This is a genomic window from Pseudoduganella rivuli (assembly GCF_009674485.1).
Lineage (GTDB): Bacteria > Pseudomonadota > Gammaproteobacteria > Burkholderiales > Burkholderiaceae_D > Rugamonas > Rugamonas rivuli_B.
In genome coordinates this window covers 140,181-159,038 of sequence record NZ_WKJJ01000012.1, presented here as the reverse complement: position 1 = coordinate 159,038, position 18,858 = coordinate 140,181, and the positions used below count along the sequence as shown (strand labels likewise).

Annotated in this window: 15 protein-coding genes; 10 read left to right on the top strand and 5 right to left on the bottom strand. The window is 63.5% G+C overall.

The window, feature by feature from the left end; genetic code table 11:
* Positions 1-19: 19 nt before the first annotated feature.
* Positions 20-526, bottom strand: coding sequence for a DUF1993 domain-containing protein (locus GJ700_RS19770; RefSeq protein ID WP_154377035.1), 507 nt, complete (start codon positions 524-526; stop codon positions 20-22).
* A 176-nt stretch (positions 527-702) separates the two neighbouring features.
* On the opposite strand from GJ700_RS19770, the gene GJ700_RS19765 reads away from it, so the two are divergent.
* Positions 703-3,840, top strand: coding sequence for an EAL domain-containing protein (locus tag GJ700_RS19765; protein WP_154377033.1), 3,138 nt, complete (start codon positions 703-705; stop codon positions 3,838-3,840).
* Positions 3,837-6,086: a xanthine dehydrogenase family protein molybdopterin-binding subunit gene (locus GJ700_RS19760; protein WP_154377031.1), complete on the top strand. Its 2,250-nt coding sequence runs from the start codon at positions 3,837-3,839 to the stop codon at positions 6,084-6,086. The genes GJ700_RS19765 and GJ700_RS19760 overlap by 4 nt, the downstream gene beginning before the upstream one ends.
* On the opposite strand, the gene GJ700_RS19755 is transcribed toward GJ700_RS19760, so the two are convergent.
* Entirely contained in the window at positions 6,087-6,509 is a 423-nt protein-coding gene (locus GJ700_RS19755) for a thioredoxin family protein (RefSeq protein WP_154377029.1), read from the bottom strand.
* A gap of 80 nt (positions 6,510-6,589) precedes the next feature.
* Here GJ700_RS19755 and tsaB point away from each other — a divergent pair, with 80 nt between their 5' ends.
* Genes tsaB through GJ700_RS19735 form a run of 4 tightly spaced genes read left to right on the top strand, consistent with a single transcriptional unit; the run spans position 6,590 to position 10,105 of the window.
* Positions 6,590-7,312, top strand: coding sequence for a tRNA (adenosine(37)-N6)-threonylcarbamoyltransferase complex dimerization subunit type 1 TsaB (tsaB, locus tag GJ700_RS19750; protein WP_154377027.1), 723 nt, complete (start codon positions 6,590-6,592; stop codon positions 7,310-7,312).
* Complete coding sequence (gene rimI / locus GJ700_RS19745; protein WP_154377211.1) at positions 7,312-7,803, top strand: ribosomal protein S18-alanine N-acetyltransferase; 492 nt, start codon at positions 7,312-7,314, stop codon at positions 7,801-7,803. Before tsaB ends, rimI begins: the two co-directional genes overlap by 1 nt.
* Complete coding sequence (locus tag GJ700_RS35585) at positions 7,800-9,089, top strand: uracil-DNA glycosylase (RefSeq protein WP_229507124.1); 1,290 nt, start codon at positions 7,800-7,802, stop codon at positions 9,087-9,089. Before rimI ends, GJ700_RS35585 begins: the two co-directional genes overlap by 4 nt.
* Positions 9,090-9,094: 5 nt before the next feature.
* Positions 9,095-10,105 (top strand): DUF1853 family protein, encoded by a 1,011-nt coding sequence (locus GJ700_RS19735; protein WP_154377025.1) that lies wholly within the window; start codon positions 9,095-9,097, stop codon positions 10,103-10,105.
* A gap of 4 nt (positions 10,106-10,109) precedes the next feature.
* Here the strand turns inward: GJ700_RS19735 and lplT are convergent, their stop codons facing one another.
* Complete coding sequence (gene lplT, locus GJ700_RS19730; protein WP_154377024.1) at positions 10,110-11,378, bottom strand: lysophospholipid transporter LplT; 1,269 nt, start codon at positions 11,376-11,378, stop codon at positions 10,110-10,112.
* 139 nt (positions 11,379-11,517) lie between these two features.
* On the opposite strand from lplT, the gene alr reads away from it, so the two are divergent.
* The 4 genes from alr (at position 11,518) to fliD (ending at position 15,834) form a co-directional block, all read left to right on the top strand.
* Positions 11,518-12,606 (top strand): alanine racemase, encoded by a 1,089-nt coding sequence (gene alr / locus GJ700_RS19725; protein WP_154377022.1) that lies wholly within the window; start codon positions 11,518-11,520, stop codon positions 12,604-12,606.
* 2 nt (positions 12,607-12,608) lie between these two features.
* Positions 12,609-13,988 (top strand): DNA repair protein RadA, encoded by a 1,380-nt coding sequence (gene radA / locus GJ700_RS19720; RefSeq protein ID WP_154377020.1) that lies wholly within the window; start codon positions 12,609-12,611, stop codon positions 13,986-13,988.
* A 141-nt stretch (positions 13,989-14,129) separates the two neighbouring features.
* Positions 14,130-14,450 (top strand): PilZ domain-containing protein, encoded by a 321-nt coding sequence (locus tag GJ700_RS19715; protein WP_371868043.1) that lies wholly within the window; start codon positions 14,130-14,132, stop codon positions 14,448-14,450.
* Positions 14,451-14,481: 31 nt separating this feature from the next.
* Positions 14,482-15,834 (top strand): flagellar filament capping protein FliD, encoded by a 1,353-nt coding sequence (gene fliD, locus GJ700_RS19710; protein WP_154377018.1) that lies wholly within the window; start codon positions 14,482-14,484, stop codon positions 15,832-15,834.
* Positions 15,835-16,164: 330 nt separating this feature from the next.
* On the opposite strand, the gene GJ700_RS19705 is transcribed toward fliD, so the two are convergent.
* Both GJ700_RS19705 and ppk1 read right to left on the bottom strand, forming a co-directional pair.
* A complete protein-coding gene (locus tag GJ700_RS19705; protein ID WP_154377016.1) occupies positions 16,165-16,632 on the bottom strand; it encodes a SixA phosphatase family protein in 468 nt (155 codons plus the stop codon).
* 13 nt (positions 16,633-16,645) lie between these two features.
* Positions 16,646-18,742 carry a polyphosphate kinase 1 gene (gene ppk1, locus GJ700_RS19700; protein ID WP_154377014.1) on the bottom strand — a complete coding sequence of 699 codons (2,097 nt, stop codon included), beginning with the start codon at positions 18,740-18,742 and terminating at the stop codon, positions 16,646-16,648.
* Positions 18,743-18,858: the final 116 nt, after the last annotated feature.

Here is an 18,858-nt window from a genome sequence, read left to right as displayed (position 1 = left end):
CTCCGGGGTGCTTCAGGTATCAGAACGTGCCGATGAAGTCTTTCTTGCCGATTTCAATGCCGTTGTGACGCAGGATGTTGTAGGCCGTCGTCACGTGGAAGAAGAAGTGCGGCAGCGCATAGTGGTGCAGGTAATTCTTGCCCACCCAGTGCTTGGTTTTTTCACCGCTGCCGGTGGTGATTTCGCGCGCTTCGGCGCCGTCGAAGGACGCTGCCGGCAGCGAATCGAGGAAGGCCAGCGTCTTGTTGATGCGGGCTTTCAGTTCGGCAAAGGTCTTTTCCGTGTCTTCATAGGCCGGCACTTCCTGGCCCGCCAGGCGTGCGCCGGCGCCCTTGGCGAAGTCGGCGGCGATCTGGATCTGGCGCGTGAACGGCAACATGTCGGGGAAAAGACGGAATTGCAACAGTGCGTTGGCGTCGATTTTCTTGTCGCTGACGTGGGCCTCGGCCTTGTCCAGGATAGCCAGCAGGCTGTTCAGCAGTTGGCGGAATACGGGTACGGACGCGGTATACATGGGAGAAGTCATTACAGGTTCCTTCAGGTTAGGAGTGGTGATGATAGCAAGCTTGCCCTGTTTGTGCTGGACGGCGTGGCTCGCACGGCAACGCTATAGTCGTGACTTGTGTCCTTGTTTGCGTGCATAATTGTTGCTACTGAAAAATTCCTTCCTACGTAAGTCCGGCCAGTGTCCCCAGCCCGTGCATGATTAGCAATTTATATAGAAGACTGCGCTCGCGGCTGAGCGCGTTGTACGGCCTGTCCATCTACGGCGCATTGTTGCTGGTGGTGTTCGGCGGCCTCGTGATTCCCGCGATGATCGGCAGCTACCTGCTGATCGGCGTGCACGAGCAGCAGTCGGCACGCACGGCGCTGAACGAATCGCTGCAACGCAATGCCGATATCCTGGCGTTGGGTATGCAGGAATCGCTGTGGAACATGAATGCCGAATCGGCCCATTCGCTGGTCGAATCCGTCATGCGCGACCGTTCCGTGCTGCAAGTGCAAGTCACGGGCCAGGCCGACACCCAGTTCATGAACGTGAAGTCGCCGCGCCGCGTGGTGGGCCACGTATTCCGCGCCGAACGGGAAATCCTGGTGCGGGGCGAACGCATTGGCCGCATCATGGTGGAAATGGACGATGCCCGCAGCCAGCAGGAATTGCGGGAAAAACAATTGTCTTACGTGTTCGTGCTGGCGGCGCAGCTGACGGTATCGCTGCTGCTGATCGTGCTGTTCCTGAACAAGCGCCTGATCACGCCGCTGCGCAAGCTGATGCGCTTTTCCGACCGGCTGTCCCATGGCGACTTTGAAACCCGGCTGGATTTGACGGGCCGCGACGAACTGGGACGCCTGTCCGGCCAGCTGGAACAAATGCGGGTCGCCATCAAGCACCTGTTCGAAGACATCGGCCAGCGCGAAGAGCGCTTCCGCACCATCGTCACGCAGGTGCCGGGCGCCGTGTTCCGCTTCCGCCCGGACGGCCCGATCGACTTCGTGTCCGACGCCATCGAGGATATTTCCGGCTATCCGGCCGCGCAATTCATGCGCTCCACCACGCACTCGTGGGCCAACCTGATTTGCGAGGAAGACCGCCGCGTGCACCGCCGCGCACTGGTGCAAGCCATCCGCGACGGCAAGCCGTACGAAATCGAATACCGCATTATCGACGCCACCGGCACGGAACGGTGGGTGGCGGAAAACGGCCAGCCGCAGCCGGGCGAGCGGGGCGCCGACGCGCCATGGGTGGACGGCATCATTTCCGACATCAGCCAGCGCAAGCACAATGAAATGCGGATCGAAGCGCTGCTGGCCGAGCAAAGCGCCATTCTCGACAACGTGATGTTCGGCGTGATGTTCGTGCGGAACCGCCGTATCGTGTCCGTCAACCGCCGCTGCGAAGAATTGTTCGGCTATGACCCTGGTGTCATGGTGGGGGAATCCACGGCGCTGGTCTTCCCCAACGAAGAGGAATACGAAGAAGCGGGCGAGCGCCAATACCCGGCGCTGCGCGATGGCGAGGACTTCAGCGAAGAGCGCCAGTACCGCCGCAAGGATGGCACCTTGTTCTGGTGCCTGGTGTCCGGCTGCGCGATCGATTCCACCCGCGCCAACGAAGGCAGCATCTGGGTGTATGCCGACATCACGGCACGCAAGGAAGCGGAAGAAAAACTGCGCCTGTCGGCCACCGTGCTGGAACACATCGCGGATGGCGTGATGGTGATCGATGCGCAGGGCACCATCGTGGCGGTCAATCCCGCCTTCACGCAAATCACCGGCTACACGGAGACGGAAGCACTGGGCCGCGACCGCACGCTGACCCGCTCCGCACGCCATGACGACGCGTTCTACCAGGCGCTGTGGACGGAACTGGTGGCGACGGGCTTCTGGCGCGGCGAGATCTGGAATTTGCGCAAGAACGGCGAGCTGTACCTGGAATGGCTGACCATGTCCGCCGTGCGCGACACCAAGGGCGTCACCACCCACTATGTGGGCGTGTTCAGCGACATCACGCTGGTCAAGGAAGCGCAGGAAAAACTGGACCATCTGGCGCACCACGACCCGCTGACGGCGCTGCCGAACCGCCTGCTGTTCCACGACCGGCTGCACCACGCATTGCAGCGCGCCACGCGCGAGCATGAGCAACTGGCCGTGCTGTTCATTGACCTGGACCGCTTCAAGAACGTCAACGACACGCTGGGCCACCATATCGGCGACGAATTGCTGAAGCAGGTGGCGCGCGCCTTGCAGGACAAGCTGCGCGAAGGCGATACGCTGGCGCGCCTGGGCGGCGATGAATTCATCGTCTTGCTGGAAAACGTGGACGGCCAGTTTGGCGCGGCCCACGTGGCGGAAAAACTGGTGGCCATGTTCGAGCGCCCCTTCATGGTGGCGGGCCACGAATTGTTCGTCACCGGCTCGGTCGGTATCTCGCTGTTCCCGGAAGATGCGACCGACTTGAACATGCTGATCCGTAACGCCGACGTGGCCATGTACCAGGCCAAGGCGCGCGGACGCAACGGCTACCGCCTGTACGCGCCGTCGATGTCCGGCGAAGGCGTCGAGCGCCTGCGCCTGGAAACATTCCTGCGCCGGTCGCTGGAAAAAGACGAGATGTTCCTCAACTTCCAGCCGCAGGTGGAAATCGACACGGGACGCCTGACTGGCGTGGAAGCGCTGGTGCGGTGGAATCACCCGGAACTGGGGCTGGTGCCGCCGATCCGTTTCATTCCGCTGGCCGAAGACACGGGTTTCATCAACCAGCTGGGACTATGGGTGCTGGAACAGGCATGCCGCCAGATGATCCGCTGGGACCAGGCTGGCCTGCACGTACCGAAGATGGCCGTGAACCTGTCGGCCAAGCAGTTCGACCGGGGCAGCATTGCCAACTGGGTCGGCGACATCCTGCGCGACACGGGACTGGAGCCGCACCGCCTGCAGCTGGAAGTCACGGAATCGGTCATCATGAACACGGGTGATGCGCTGGCCTACATCAATGACTTGCACGCCATCGGCGTGGGCCTGGCCATCGACGATTTCGGCACCGGGTATTCGTCGCTGGCGTACCTGAAACAGATGCCGGTGCAGACCCTGAAGATCGACCGCTCGTTCATCAAGGATATTTCCACCGACGTCAACGACGAGGCCATCGCGATCGCCATTATCCAGCTGGGCAAGAGCATGAATTTGTCCGTCATCGCGGAGGGCGTGGAAACCGACGAACAGGCCGCGTTCCTGCTGCGCCATGGCTGTAACCTGGCGCAGGGCTATTACTACAGCAAGCCGGTGCTGGCCGACGAATTGCTGTCGCGCTGGCGCGAAGCGGAGGCCGTGCACGAATGAGGCGCCGCACGTTCCTGTTGTCCGGACTGGCGACCGCCGGCGCGGTTCTGGTGGGTTGGGGTGTGATGCCGCCGCGCCAGCGTATACGGGGCAAGGCGGCGCTGCCCGTCAGCCAGGGCGCGGTGGCGCTCAATGGCTGGGTGGCCGTGGCGCCGGATAATACCGTCACGGTGGCGATGGCGCGCAGCGAAATGGGGCAGGGCGTCCTGACGGCGCTGCCAATGCTGGTGGCCGAAGAACTGGACGTGCCGTTGTCGCAAGTGGCGCTGGCGCAGGCGCCGGCCGACAAAATCTATGGCAACGTGGCGCTGATTACGGACGGTTTGCCCTTCCATCCCGAAGACGACAGCCGCACGCGCCGTGGCGCCGAGTGGATCATTTCCAAGGTGGCGCGCGAACTGGGCATCAATATCACGGGCGGTTCGTCCAGCATCAAGGATTTGTGGTTGCCGATGCGGGAAGCGGGCGCCACGGCGCGCGCCCTGCTGATCGAGGCCGCCGCCCGCAACTGGAAAGTACCGGCCACGGAATGCCGCACGGAAGACGGCCACGTGCTGCATGCGAGCGGCAAGAAGGCGTCCTATGGCGACCTGGCGCAGGCGGCCGCGGGCATGACGCCGCCGTCGTCCGTGCGCCTGAAAACTCCGGGGCAATTCCGCCTGATCGGTTCCAGCGCGCCGCGCCGCGATACGGCAAGCAAGGTCAATGGCAGCGCCGTCTTCGGCATCGATGCGCGGCCACAGGGCATGCTGTATGCGGCCGTGCGCATGGCGCCCACGATAGGCGGTACGGTTGGCTCCTTTGATCCGCAGGCTGTGCTGAAGATGCCGGGCGTTCAGCGCGTGGTCGACTATTCGGCCGCGCTGGAAGGGCAAACGGGCGCGCGCGCCGGCCTGGCGGTGGTGGCGCAGCATTACTGGCAGGCGCGCCAGGCGGCCGATGCGCTGGGCATCAAGTGGCATGACGGGCCGCACGCGAAACTGTCGTCGGACGCCATCCTGCGCGAACTGGCGCAGCGGCTCGACAGCGATGCCGGCCACACGTTCCACGCGGCGGGCGATATCGGCAAGCTCGATGAAGCGGCGAAAACCGTGCGGGCGGAATACCGCGCGCCGTACCTGGCGCACGCGACGATGGAGCCCATGAATTGCACGGCGCAGGTGGCCGGCGGCAAGGTGCGGCTGTGGGTGTCGACGCAATCGCCATCGTTTGCCATCGGCGTGGCGGCCAGGGTGGCGGGCGTGCAGCCGGCTGACGTGGAACTCGACATCAAGCTGCTGGGCGGCGGTTTCGGACGGCGCCTGGAAGTCGATTTCATCGCCCAGGCGGTGGCCATTGCAAAGGAATGCGGCGGCGCACCGGTGCAAGTGATCTGGACCCGTGAAGACGACATGCGCCACGACGTGTACCGCCCGGTGGCGCTGGCGCGCTTCACGGCGGGCCTCGATGGCGCGGGCAATTTGCTGGCGTGGGACAACCAGTCGGCCGGCGCGGCCATCGGCCACCAGTTCCTGAAGCGGAACATGGGCGTGCCGGGCGCTGGGCCGGACAGGAATTCCGCCGAGGGTGAATTCGACATGCCGTACGAAATTCCCCACCAGCGTATCCGCCACGTCAACGTGGAAAGCGTGATGCCGGTGGGGTACTGGCGCTCGGTCGGCCATTCGCACAATGCGTTTTTCAAGGAAAGCTTTGTCGATGAAATGGCGCACGCGGCGGGACTGGATCCGGTTGTGTTCCGGCGCGGCTTGCTGCACCGGCATCCGCGCCACCTGGCGGTGCTGAATGCCGCCGTCGACAAGGTGGGGCAGCCGCCACCGGGGCGCGCGCATGGCGTGGCGCTGCACCAGGCGTTTGGCGCCATTGTGGCGCAGGTGGCGGAAGTGTCGGTGATGGACAAGGAAATTGTCGTGCACCGCGTGGTGTGCGCGGTCGATTGCGGCATTGCTGTCAATCCGGGCATCATCGCGCAGCAGGTGGAGTCGGGCGTGGTGTTTGGCCTGTCGGCGGCGCTGATGGGCGAGATCACGATCGCCAACGGCCAGGTGGCGCAGGGAAATTTTGGCGACTATCCCGTGCTGCGCATGAACCAGGCGCCGAAAGTCGACACTGTCATCATGCTGTCGGCGGAACCCCCGCAGGGCATGGGCGAACCGGCGGTACCGCCGGTGGCGCCAGCGGTGGCCAATGCGGTCTTCAAATTGACGGGGCAGCGGCTGCGCAGCTTGCCGTTGAAGCTGGCGTAATCAGGCAGTCTTCAGCAACGTCCGCAAATTGCAATTTTCCTGCCATTCGCGGCGTTCTTCGGTGCTGTTCACGTACGCGTCCAGTTCTTCATCCGACATGGCCGATTGCGCCAGCACCAGCCGGTGCGCGACATTCGGGTCGGGCAGCATGGTGCCGAAGAAGGCCACTTTTTCGTGGCGCTGGATCAGCAAGGTCGGGAAATTTTCTACGTCCAGGTCGCCCACCACATCCGCATGGTCTTCGATATCGACCCACAGGAAGTATTTGTCGGGATGGCGCGCGGCCAGTTCCTCGAAGGTGGCGCGGTAGCTGGCGCAGGTGCCGCACCAGGCTGCGCACAGGCAGGCAACGATCCAGCGGTCTTGCGCCAGCGCGGCGGCCACTTCGGCGCGGTTGTCGGTTTGTAAAGTCGTACTATGCATAAGACAATATTGTACCAATAGCCCGCCGGATGCGCCGCGCAGGCTGGGTCAACGCAAGGGCGGCAGGTTAAAATAGCGCCATGTCTACCATACTCGCAATTGAAACATCTTCCGAAATGGCGTCGTGCGCACTGTTGCGCGGCGATGCCGTCATCAGCCGCTCGTCGACGGGCGTGCGCACCCATTCCGCCGCCGTGCTGCCCATGATCCAGGAATTGCTGCAGGAAGCCGGCATCGCGCTGGCTGACGTCGATGCGATCGCCTACGGCGCCGGTCCCGGTTCGTTTACCGGCGTGCGCACGGCGTGCGGCGTGGCCCAGGGCCTGGGCTTCGGCACGGAAGTGCCGCTGGTGCCGGTGGTGACGCTCGATGCGATGGCGCTGGCGTGCCGCCAGCAATATGGCAGCACGGATATCCTGGCGGTGCTCGACGCCCGCATGGGGGAAGTGTATTGGGCGCAGTACCGCTATGCCGGCGCAGTTGCTGACGATCACGCTGGCGTGCCGGACGTGGTGCTGGCGCCCGAATTGTCGGCGCCGGAAGCGGTGGCGCCGCAAGGCGATGTGACGGCGTGCGGCAATGGCTTGCCGGCATATGCCGAGGCCTTCGCCGGCAAGCCGTTTGCCGATGGCTCCCATGGCGACGTGATGCCGCACGCGGTGCAGATCGCACAGTTGGGCCGTATCGCCTTTGCCGCGGGACAGGGCGTGACGGCGGCCGACGCGCAGCCGCTATACCTGCGCAACAAGATCGCCTACACCAGCGCCGAGCGGCGGGAAATGAACGCAAAGGCGGGGGCATGATGCAAGGCGCGCAGTCCGGGGTGAAACCCGTATGGGACCTGGCCCGGCTCAATTACGAGCCGATGCAGCCGTCCGACATCGATGAAGTGGTGGCGCTGGAACAAAGCGTCTACCCGCACCCGTGGACCCGCGCCAACTTTGCCGATTCGCTGTCGGTCGGCTATGACGCATGGGTGCTGCGGGGCCAGAATGGTGTATTGATGGGCTACTTCCTCATCATGCAGGTGGTCGACGAGGCGCATTTGCTGAACGTGGCGGTGGCGGCGGAGTGGCAGGGCCAGGGCCTGGGCCGCTTCCTGCTGAACCAGTCGGTGGCCCGCGCGCGCGGCCTGGGGATGGAAGCCATGCTGCTGGAAGTGCGCCCGTCGAACACGCGCGCGCTGGACATTTACCAGCGCTATGGTTTCAAACAGATCGGCCGCCGCAAGGGGTACTACCCGGCGGACAATGGCCAGCGTGAAGACGCCATCGTGATGCGGATCGCCATATGAACCGTAACGATGTTTTCCTCGATGCGATGGGGCTGGGGCCACAGTGGCGGCTGCGCAATGCGCCTGCCGTTGAAGGCGGCGATATGGATGCCGATGCCGCCAGTGCTGACGCCGCGCATGCTGCGCAGATGCCGCAAGCCGCATCCGGCGGCGGCTCCGCCCAGGAGCAGGTGCCTGCGCCTGCGGTGTCCCGCGTCTTACCGCCCGGCGATGAAGACACGGCCTGGTTTGATGCCGACGCTGCGCCGGCGGCCGCGCGCCCGGCGCACGCACCACAGGCTGTATCCGGCAGCGGCGCCGCTCCCCAGCAGGCGCCCGCGCCGACGGTGCCCCGTATTCTGCCACCCGGCGACGAAGACACGTCGTGGTTCGACGACGCGCCGGCCGCGCCATCCACGCGTCCCGCGCTGAAATCGTCGCCGCCCGCGAAGGCGCCGCCACCGCCACGGCCCGCAGCGAATGCGCCCGCCAGCCCGGCGGCGGCAAGCGATGAATCGTACGCGTGGTTCGACGACGTGCCGGCCACGCCGATCGCCAAGCCCGTGCGCACGCCGGCGCCCGAGCGCGTCGACGATGACGAGGCCCAATCGCGGCCCGTGGCCCGTCCGGCCCAGCCGAAGCAGGCGGCGCCGCAACCCGCGTCCGACGACGGCATCCCGTGGTTCGACGATGCGCCGCTCCCGTCGTTCGATGGCGCCTTTGACGACCTGTATGAGGAGGCGGGAACCGACGCCGCCATCGCCCGCATGGACTGGCCGGCATTGCGCGCGGCCGTGCAATCGTGCACGCGCTGCACGCTGTGCCAGGAGCGTAGCGCCGCCGTGCCGGGACGGGGCGGCGACAGCGCGCCATGGCTGGTGCTGGCCACCGCGCCGAATGGCGACGACGAAGCGCAGGGCCGTCCGCTGGCGGGCGCACCGGGCCAGCTGCTGGACAATATGCTGAAAGCCATCCAGGTCGTGCCGGACAAGGATGCCTATGTCGCCACGCTGGTGAAATGCCGCCCGCAAGGCGACCGCGCGCCGACCGCCGACGAACTGGCGGCGTGCCGCCCTTACCTGGAACGCGAACTGGCGCTGGCGGGCAGCCGCGCCATCGTCACCCTGGGTCACACGGCCGGTAAAGCCTTGCTGGGCGCCGCCGCGCGCGGCAAGGTAGTGCGGCTGGAACAGATTCCTGTAGTGGCAACGTACCACCCGGCCGATTTGCTGCGCAAGCCGGAAGACAAGGCCAGGGCGTGGGCCGATTTGTGCCTGGCCCGTTCGGCTTTCGATGGCCGTGCCTGACCGCCATGGCGCCCACTTACCAGCAAGCGTTTGAACAGCGCTGGCGCCATTTGACCCGTCCACACGTGCGAGCGCTGGCCTGGCTGCTGGAATCGCCGGATTTGCTGGACCCCGCATCGCCGCATTGGCATGGGCGGGTCGCCACACTGGGGCCTGTCGCGCCGCAGGTGGCGTCCTGGCTGGCCGCGCTGGAACAGGATCCGTCGCCGCTGGATGCGGCGCTGGGGACGAAGTTTTATTCGCGCCTGGGCCTGTATGCGGAAAGGCTGATGGCGTTTTATTTGGCGCAGCAAGGCGTGCTGGCCGCGCACGGCCTGCAAGTGCGGACACCGCGCAACGTGACGGTGGGCGAGTTCGATTTCCTGCTGCGCGACGGCGCGCGGCTGCTGCACTGGGAATTCGCATCGAAGTTTTATTTGCTGGACAACCAGTCCGACGAGGAAGGATTCAACCACCTGGTTGGCCCCAACCTGGCCGATACGCTGGGCAAGAAAATCCGCAAGACCTTCAGTCACCAGCTGGAATTGCGCAACCACCCGGACGCGGCGCACGTGCTGCCGCAACCGGTCGATGAAGCGCAGGCGCTGGTGAAAGGCTGGCTGTTCCATCCGCCCGGACCGGAGCGGCACATCGATGGCGTGTCGCCCGGCCATTGCCGTGGTTCGTGGATGACCTTGGCCGACTTCCTTCGCGGTCCGGCGCTGGACGGGGAGAAGCGCTACGTGGTAATGCCGCGCCTGCAGTGGCTGGCGCCGTTGAAAGTACGCGCGGCCACGCGGGACGAGGCGCCGTTCCAGCCCGCATCCATCTCCGCCGTGGACAAGGCCGCACCGCTGACGGCGCAGGGTTTGCATGCGGCGGTGCTGGAACGCTTCGCGCTGGAAATGTCGCCCGTGATGGCGGCCGTGGTGGAGCAGCGGGATGGCTGGCTGGTCGAGGTGGAGCGGGGCTTTATCGCGCCGGACGACTGGCACGAACGGGCGGCCGCGCGGCGCGCCCAGGGATCGCTGCCGTAACCGGTCAGTGCTTGGCTTCGCCGATCAGGCCCAACGAATCGTGCTGGCGCTGGTTGAGCGCGTGCAGCCGCATGATGAAGTACATCACGCCCGCCATGAACAGGCCGAACAGCACGATGGTGGTATTGAGCGCCAGGTGCAGGCGGATCATCAGCGAATACATCGCCAGCATGGTCAGGATAGACAGGTTTTCGTTGAAGTTCTGCACCGCGATCGAGTGGCCCGCGCTCATCAGCACGTGGCCCCGGTGCTGCAGCAGCGCGTTCATCGGCACCACGAAGAAGCCGGCAATCGCGCCGATCAGCACCAGCAGCGGATAGGCGATGATTTTCGAATGGACCAGCACCATGCCCATGACGATGCAGCCCATCAGGATGCCCAGCGGGATCACGGACAGCGACTTGCGCAACGTGACGTAACGGGCCGACAGCACGGCGCCCAGCGCCATGCCGATCGCCACCATGCCCACCAGGCTGGTGGCCTGGTCATAGCGCATGCCCAGCGACTTTTGCGCCCATTCCAGCACGATCAGTTGCAGGGTCGCGCCGGCGCCCCAGAACAGCGTGGTGACGGCCAGCGAAATCTGGCCCAGCTTGTCTTTCCACAGCAAGGTGAAGCAATTGGCGAAATCCACCACCAGCTTGACGGGATGGCGTTCCTGGTGCGGGTAGCGCGCGCCGGTATCCGGGATGCGCAGGTTGAACAGGGCCGCCAGCAGGTACACGCCGATCAGCACGCACAGCGCCGCTTCCGAGCGGGTGTCGACGCCGGTGTCGATCAGCGGCAAGTCAAACGACAGCAGCATGGTGGAGAATTGGCCTGTCACCAGCGCACCGCCCATGACGGTGCCGAGGATGATGGACGTTACGGTCAAGCCTTCAATCCAGCCGTTGGCGGCCACCAGTTTTTCAGCGGGCAGCAATTCCGTCAGGATGCCGTACTTGGCGGGCGAATACACGGCCGCGCCAAAACCCACCACGGTGTAAGCCAGCAGCGGGTGCACATTCATATAGAAGAACATCATGGCGCAGCCGAGGATCTTGATCATGTTGGCAATGAACATGACGCGGCCCTTGAGCAGGGAATCGGCAAAGGCGCCCACGTACGGGGCCAGCAACACATAGAATAAAACAAAGGACAGCTTCAACAGCGGAATGATCCACGCCGGCGATTTCATGGTGACCAGCAGGTCAATCGCGACGAACAGCAGCGCATTGTCAGCCAGCGACGAGAAAAACTGCGCTGCCATGATGGTATAAAAACCACGATTCATTCTGGTGTGTGCCCGGGTAACTGATCCGGCTTGCTTTATACCATAAACGGCTGAATACCAGTTAGAAACAGGGGTTATGGCGGATTTTGCCGTCGCCATCCGCTAAAATACTCGCTTCATTGTTTCACCCCGGATTCCCATGCCCAGGCCCATTACCGCAACCATCCATATCGCCGCGATGCGGCACAACCTGGCCCGGGCCAGGGCGTGCGCGCCGGACGCCAAAGTGTGGGGCGTGCTGAAGGCAAATGGTTATGGCCATGGCCTGGAACGGGCCATGCGCGGCCTGGCCGCGGCCGACGGGCTGGCGCTGGTGGAGCCGGATAACGCGGTGCGCCTGCGCGAGCTGGGGTGGACCGGCCCGCTGCTGTTGCTGGAAGGCCCGTTCGATGCGGCCGATATCGCCATGATGGCCCAGTACGACGTCAATGGCGCCATCCACTGCGAAACCCAGCTGGCGCTGCTGGAAGCGGCGCGGCCCGCGCGCCCGCTGAACGTGCATTTGAAAATGAATACCGGCATGAACCGCCTGGGCTTCATGCCGCAAGCGTTTGCCGCCGCCCACGCGCGCTTGCGCGCATTGCCGCATGTGGCGGACATCACGTTGATGACGCACTTTGCCAATGCCGATGACACGGCCCATCCGCGCCTGTCGATCCATGAACAGGTGCGCCGCTTCCGCGACGGTGCGCAAGGCTTGCCGGGACCGGTCAGCCTGGCGAATTCCGCCGGCATTTTCCAGATGCCGCAATTGAAAGACGAATTGTCCAGCCACTGGGTCCGGCCCGGCATCATGCTGTATGGCGGCACGCCGGGCGGCCAGACGGCCGAAGCGCTGGGGCTGAAGCCGGCCATGACACTGGCCAGTGAAATCATCGCCATCCAGGACATCGGTGCGGGCGATTGCGTCGGCTATGGCAGCCGCTTCCAGGCGGACGGCCCGATGCGCATCGGCGTGGTAGCGTGCGGCTATGCCGATGGCTATCCCCGCCACGCGCCGGAAGGGACGCCGGTGCTGGTCGATGGCGTGCGCACCCGGCTGGTGGGGCGCGTATCGATGGACATGCTGACGGTCGACCTGGCCGGTATTCCCGGTTCAAACGTGGGCAGCCGCGTGGTGCTGTGGGGCGAAGGCATGCCCATCGACGAGGTGGCGGAAGCATCCGGCACCATCGGTTATGAATTGATGTGCGCGCTGGCGCAGCGCGTGCAAGTTGTGGAAGGTTGAACATGGCCAAGGCCAAGACGAATTACACGTGCACCGAATGCGGCGGCACCAGCAGCAAGTGGACCGGCCAGTGCGCGGCGTGCCAGCAATGGAATACGATGGTGGAAACCATCGTGGAATCCGGCGGCGGCAACAACCGCTATTCGAACCCGCAGCACCTGTCGCTGGCGCAGACGGCGCCGGTGCTGTCGCTCGATGATATCGAAGCGCTGGACGTGCCGCGTTTCCCCACCGGTATCGAAGAATTCGACCGCGTGCTCGGTGGCGGCCTGGTGGCCGGCGGCGTCGTGTTGATCGGCGGCGACCCGGGCATCGGCAAATCCACGCTGCTGTTGCAGGCGCTGGCGCATTTGTCGCACGTGAAAAAAGTCCTGTACGTGTCGGGCGAGGAATCCGGCGCGCAAATCGCACTGCGCGCCAAGCGCCTCGCCATCGATGCGAAGGAATTGAAGCTGCAGGCTGAAATCCAGCTGGAAAAAATCCTCGGCACCTTGTCGGACCTGAAACCGCAGGTGGCGGTGATCGATTCGATCCAGACGCTGTATTCGGATGCGCTCAGTTCCGCGCCCGGCTCCGTGGCGCAGGTGCGCGAATGCGCCGCGCAACTGACGCGCATGGCCAAGCAAAGCGGCGTGACCATCATCCTGGTGGGCCACGTGACGAAAGAGGGCGCGCTGGCCGGTCCGCGCGTGCTGGAACACATCGTCGACACGGTGCTGTATTTCGAAGGCGATAACCACTCCAGCTTCCGCCTGGTGCGCGCGATTAAAAACCGTTTTGGCGCGGTCAATGAACTGGGCGTCTTCGCCATGACGGAAAAAGGCTTGAAAGGCGTGTCGAATCCGTCGGCGCTGTTCCTGTCGCAGCACGATAACCAGGTGCCGGGGTCGTGCGTGATGGTGACGCAGGAAGGCACGCGCCCGCTGCTGGTGGAAATCCAGGCGCTGGTGGACGCCAGCCATTTGCCCAATGCGCGCCGGCTGTCGGTCGGCCTGGAACAGAACCGCCTGGCCATGCTGCTGGCGGTGCTGCACCGCCATGCCGGCATTGCCGCCTTCGATCAGGACGTGTTCATCAATGCGGTGGGCGGCGTGAAGATCACGGAACCGGCGGCCGACCTGGCGGTGTTATTGGCGATTAATTCGTCGATGCGCAACAAGCCGCTGCCGCGCGGCTTCGTGGTCTTCGGCGAAGTGGGCCTGGCCGGTGAAATCCGCCCGGCGCCCCGGGGGCAGGAACGCTTGCGCGAAGCAGCCAAGCTGGGCTTTTCCGTCGCGATGATCCCGAAAGCCAATGTGCCAAAACAGCCGGTGGAAGGGATGACGATTATCGGCGTGGAACGCATCGATGATGCATTTACCCGCCTGCGTGAATTACAATAAATTATAAAGCCACTTGGTTGATTCACCGGTTTGTATGCCCTGCATTAAATCGGTAACCGCAGTACAATATGCGCCGGCCAGTGCGCGCTTGAATGTTGCGCGCTCGCCACCAGTAATAATATTGTTATTGAGGGATCAAGCGTGTTAGTCGATCAAAGGCAAATTTCCCGCAAGATTTTGCGCGCCAAAGCCATGGTGGTGCTCGATGGCGCCGCACCGACCCCAGCCCGTACGCTGGATATCTGCCCGTCAGGCTTGTCTTTAACAATGGGACACATGGTGCCTGCGGGATCGGCCGGTAATGTATCATTTGAAATGTTTATTGATGGGAAGCCGCAAATTATTACTTGCCGCTCGAAAGTCACTTATTGCATCTTCAGTGGCGACGACGTGAAAGTCGGCTTCCAATTCATTAATCCGGACCAGGCTGCGGTGGCCGCCATTTCCAAATTCATGCGCTGAATCCCGGTCGGCGCCGACTGGAGGTTTTTGTATGGCCAATTCAAATATCCCAGGCGGCGTGGGCGGGATCGATGCTTATGGCGGATTAACGTCGCCGTCCGCTTCCGTGCTGGCGAAAGTCGAAAAGACGCTGGCGGGCCAGTCCGGCGCAGTTAGCAAACTCAACCAGAATATCAGCCGCGACCAGGCGAAGTTGTCCGGGCTGGGCCAGTTGCACAGCGCACTGGCGGAATTCCAGTCGGTGGCGGAACGGCTGGCCGGCGCAGGCCTGTCCACGTCGGCATCGAGTTCCGCCGCCGGCGTGGTGACGGTGTCGGCCGATGGCGCCGCCAAGGCGGGTGTGCATGCGGTCGACGTCAAACAGCTGGCGCAATCGCAGGTGCTGACCAGCGCCGCGCAAAAAGCCGCGGACGCGAAAATCGGCACCGGTGCGCCGGCCGTCGTGAAAATCGAAACCGGCGTGGCCGGCACTGATACCTTCACGCCCGGCAAACAGCCCGTCAAAACCATCACCATCGACCAGTCCAACAATACGCTGGGCGGCATTGCCGCCGCATTCAAGGCGGCCGGCATCGATGCGACCGTCGTCAAGAGCGGCAACGGCTATGCGCTGTCCGTGACAAGCGCGTCCGGCGAAGCAAACAGCTTGCGCATCAGCGTCAGTGGCGATGCCGCCGTCAAGGATTTGCTGTCCACCGGCATGACGCAAACCGCCGCCGCGCGCGACGCCGTGGTCACCATCGATGGCAAGGACAGCAAGAGCGCCACCAATACCGTGGCAGCCGGTGGCCTGGCGCTGACATTGAAAGGCACGGGCAAGGCCGATGTCACCGTCCGCCAGGACAGCAGCGAAGTGGCGCGCAATGTCACGAGTTTTGTCGATGCCTACAACGGCTTGCAAGGTAAACTGGCGGTGCTGGAAAAAGGCGCGCTGAAATCCGACCTGGCGCTGGGGCAGGCCAGCCGCGACCTCGCGGGCTTGCTGCGCAACGGCCCCGTTTCCGCCAGCGATCTGGCCAAGGCCGGCATCACCGTCAATGGCGACGGCCGCCTGCAAGTCGACGACAAGCAATTGAAAAGCGCGATTGCCGCCGATCCGGACGCGGTCGGCAAGCTGTTTACCAACGGAGGCAAGGGCCTGGCGGACCAGTTCGATGCGAAGATCGATGCGTTGACGGGCAAGAGTGGGCAGATTGGCCGCGAAACCCAGCAAGTGGGCAAGGAATTGACGGCGCTGAACGGCAAGAAGGCGGAAATGGCCAAGGCCATGACGGCGCAAGCCAATGCGCTGGCCAAGCTGTATGCGGCGCAGGAACAGTCGGCCTCGGGCGATGCGTTGCCGGGCTATGGCGGGCCCCGCTCGCTGTTCGACTTCCTGGCGTAAGGCTGCCCGAAAGGCTGCCGGAAAAACAAAAGACGCCTGCTGTACGCATCCGGGAAGGATGCGGGGCAGGCGCCGGAGCTTCCGAAGAAGCGCGAGCTATTCGTGATAGCGGTCGGTCAGCTTGTTGTGACTCCCTCGGGATTCCTGGACGATTTCAAAAGCGATCAAACCAATCATCGCGCCGAAGATACCGATGGTGAGCAGGGTGAACATGATGTTTCAACCGCGGTTGGTCGCGGTTGCTCCCTAGAGTTGATACAACTAAACTTTAGCAGGCCCCAGTGACTTTTCAAGATGCAGGGACTATGCTGTTGCGTGAACACACACGCCTTACTTCACCACCAGGTCCGCCGCCATCACCGCCTTTAAATACAGGCTGTCCGGGTTGCCAGGCTCGCGCTGGGAAAACCACCAGGCACTGGCTTTTTTGATATCCCATTCGCTGTCGTCGCCCGTCATCAGCAGGGCGGCCGCCTGGCCCAAGGTGGGCTGGTGGCCGATGATCAGCACGGTTTCGCGGGCCGCGGGCCAGTTGGCGGCTTTCAGGATGTCGGCGGGATCCGCGCCCGGCGCCAGGTCGGCGTGGATCTTGTATTTACGGCCCAGGCCGTCCGCCGTCTGCAGCGTGCGCAGGGCGGGGCTGGACAGGATGCGGCAACTGTCCGGCAATTGCGAATCGAGCCACTGGCCCATGCGCCGCGCCTGTTTCTGGCCTTTGGCGGTGAGCGCCCGTTCCAGGTCCGACTGGCCCGGCGCCGCATCTTCCGCTTCCGCGTGACGCCACAGTATCAAGTCCATTTTCTTCCCCTTTTTAGGAGATGCTTCCGCCATCGGGTGCTCCCAAGGTTTGCATCAGGTGGGCCTGCGCGCTGTACTGGGCTTGCTTGCCGCGCGCCTTGCGGCGCACATAGTGCCCGGTTGGTTCCAGGTCCCATGCGTTGGTATTGTCCTTCAGGTAGGGATTCAAGCCTTCCGCGATCACGCGCCGCTTCAGCGACCGGTCCAGCACCGGGAACGCCACTTCGATACGGCGGAACAGGTTGCGGCTCATCCAGTCCGCGCTGGCCAGGTAGACATCGTGCGCCAGGTCGTTGCGGAAGTAATAAATGCGGCTGTGTTCCAGGAAGCGGCCAATGATGGAGCGCACGCGGATATTGTCCGACAGGCCCGGCACGCCCGGCTTCAGCGTGCAGGCGCCGCGCACGATCAAGTCGATCTTGACGCCATCCTTGGACGCCGCGTACAGCGCGCGGATCACGGATTCATCGACCAGCGCATTCATCTTGGCGATGATGCGGGCCGGGCGGCCGGAACGGGCAATCTTCGCTTCGTTGCGGATCGCCTTGATGATCTCGTTTTGCAGCGCGAAGGGCGCCAGCCACAAGTGGGACAGCTTTTGCGGCTTCGCCAGGCTGGTCAGGTGCATGAACACTTCGTTGACGTCGCGGCCCAGGTCCGGGTGGCTGGTCAGCAAGCCGAAGTCAGTATACAGCTTGGTGGTGGTCGGATGGTAGTTGCCGGTGCCGAGGTGGGCGTAGTAGCGCAGCGCGCCTTCTTCACGGCGCAGTACCAGTGCGATCTTGGCATGGGTTTTCAGGCCCACCACGCCATACACCACTTGCGCACCGGCCTGTTCCAGCTTGTCGGCCCAGTTGATATTGGCTTCCTCGTCGAAGCGCGCCATCAATTCCACCACCACCGTGACTTCCTTGCCCGCGTGGGCCGCCACGATCAGCGATTCCATCAAGTCTGAATTCATGCCGGTGCGGTACACGGTCTGCTTGATGGCCACCACGTTCGGATCATGCGCGGCGGCGCGGATGAAGTCGATCACGGTCTGGAACGATTGATACGGGTGGTGCAGCAGGATGTCCTGCTCGCGCAAGGTGGCGAACAAGTCGATATTGGCGGCTTTCGAGGCGGAACCCGGCAGGTAGGGCGGGAAGCGCAATTCCGGCATTTGCACGTGGTTGATGATTTCCGTCAGCCGCACCATGTTGACGGGACCATCCACGCGGTACAGGCGCGACTGGTCCAGCGAGAACTGGTCGAGCAGGAATTGCGATAACTCGGGCGGGCAATTCTTCGCCACTTCCAGCCGCACGGACGTGCCGAACTGGCGGCCCTGCAACTCGCCCTTCAGCGCCTGGCGCAGGTTCTTGACTTCTTCCTCGTCGACCCACAGGTCGGAATCGCGCGTCACCCGGAATTGCGAATAAGCAATGACGTCACGTCCGGCAAACAAGTCAGAAATATGCGCATGGATGATCGACGACAGCAGGCAGAACGAGACGCCGCCCTCGGTGCCCAGTTCATCCGGCAACCTGACCACGCGCGGCAGCACGCGGGGCGCTTTCACAATGGCGATCGCCGTGCCGCGGCCAAACGCATCCTTGCCGCTCAATTGCACGATGAAATTCAAGCTCTTGTTGACGACTTGCGGGAACGGGTGGGCCGGATCGAGGCCGATCGGCGTGAGGAGGGGGCGGACTTCGCGTTCGAAATAGTCTTTGACCCAGGCGCGCTGTGCTTCGTTGCGCTGCGTGTGGCGCAGGATGTGGACGCCTGCTGCCGTTAACTGCGGTAATACTTCGGTATTCAGGATGTCATATTGCTGTTTGACCAGTTCATGGCATTCATCGCAAATCCTTCTCAGGTTCGCCGCCAGGGCCGGATGTTCATCCAGCGTGCCATCCACACTGGCCGCCGCCAGCAGGCTGGCGACGCGGACTTCAAAGAATTCGTCGAGATTGCTGCTGACGATACATAAATAGCGCAAGCGCTCGAGCAGGGGGATGGTGGGGTCTTCGGCCTGCGCCATCACGCGGCGGTTAAACGCCAGTTGTGACAGTTCGCGGTCCAGGAAGATCCCGTGCTTGTTGGTTTCCGCACGCAGATCAGGCTTCATGGTGGTCACAGAATATCTTTGCAGATGGTTAATTCTATCGCCGATTTCCGGGAAATCGGGTCTTGCTCTAGATTAATTGTCAATTGTGACAGGTTCATGACAATTTGATGACTTTG

Excerpts from the sequence above, each read along its gene's own strand:
- GJ700_RS19770 (WP_154377035.1), bottom strand. The coding sequence starts at position 526 with ATGACTTCTCCCATGTATACCGCGTCCGTACCCGTATTCCGCCAACTG.
- GJ700_RS19765 (WP_154377033.1), top strand. The coding sequence starts at position 703 with ATGATTAGCAATTTATATAGAAGACTGCGCTCGCGGCTGAGCGCGTTG.
- GJ700_RS19760 (WP_154377031.1), top strand. The coding sequence starts at position 3,837 with ATGAGGCGCCGCACGTTCCTGTTGTCCGGACTGGCGACCGCCGGCGCG.
- GJ700_RS19755 (WP_154377029.1), bottom strand. The coding sequence starts at position 6,509 with ATGCATAGTACGACTTTACAAACCGACAACCGCGCCGAAGTGGCCGCC.
- tsaB (WP_154377027.1), top strand. The coding sequence starts at position 6,590 with ATGTCTACCATACTCGCAATTGAAACATCTTCCGAAATGGCGTCGTGC.
- rimI (WP_154377211.1), top strand. The coding sequence starts at position 7,312 with ATGCAAGGCGCGCAGTCCGGGGTGAAACCCGTATGGGACCTGGCCCGG.
- GJ700_RS35585 (WP_229507124.1), top strand. The coding sequence starts at position 7,800 with ATGAACCGTAACGATGTTTTCCTCGATGCGATGGGGCTGGGGCCACAG.
- GJ700_RS19735 (WP_154377025.1), top strand. The coding sequence starts at position 9,095 with ATGGCGCCCACTTACCAGCAAGCGTTTGAACAGCGCTGGCGCCATTTG.
- lplT (WP_154377024.1), bottom strand. The coding sequence starts at position 11,378 with ATGAATCGTGGTTTTTATACCATCATGGCAGCGCAGTTTTTCTCGTCG.
- alr (WP_154377022.1), top strand. The coding sequence starts at position 11,518 with ATGCCCAGGCCCATTACCGCAACCATCCATATCGCCGCGATGCGGCAC.
- radA (WP_154377020.1), top strand. The coding sequence starts at position 12,609 with ATGGCCAAGGCCAAGACGAATTACACGTGCACCGAATGCGGCGGCACC.
- fliD (WP_154377018.1), top strand. The coding sequence starts at position 14,482 with ATGGCCAATTCAAATATCCCAGGCGGCGTGGGCGGGATCGATGCTTAT.
- GJ700_RS19705 (WP_154377016.1), bottom strand. The coding sequence starts at position 16,632 with ATGGACTTGATACTGTGGCGTCACGCGGAAGCGGAAGATGCGGCGCCG.
- ppk1 (WP_154377014.1), bottom strand. The coding sequence starts at position 18,742 with ATGAAGCCTGATCTGCGTGCGGAAACCAACAAGCACGGGATCTTCCTG.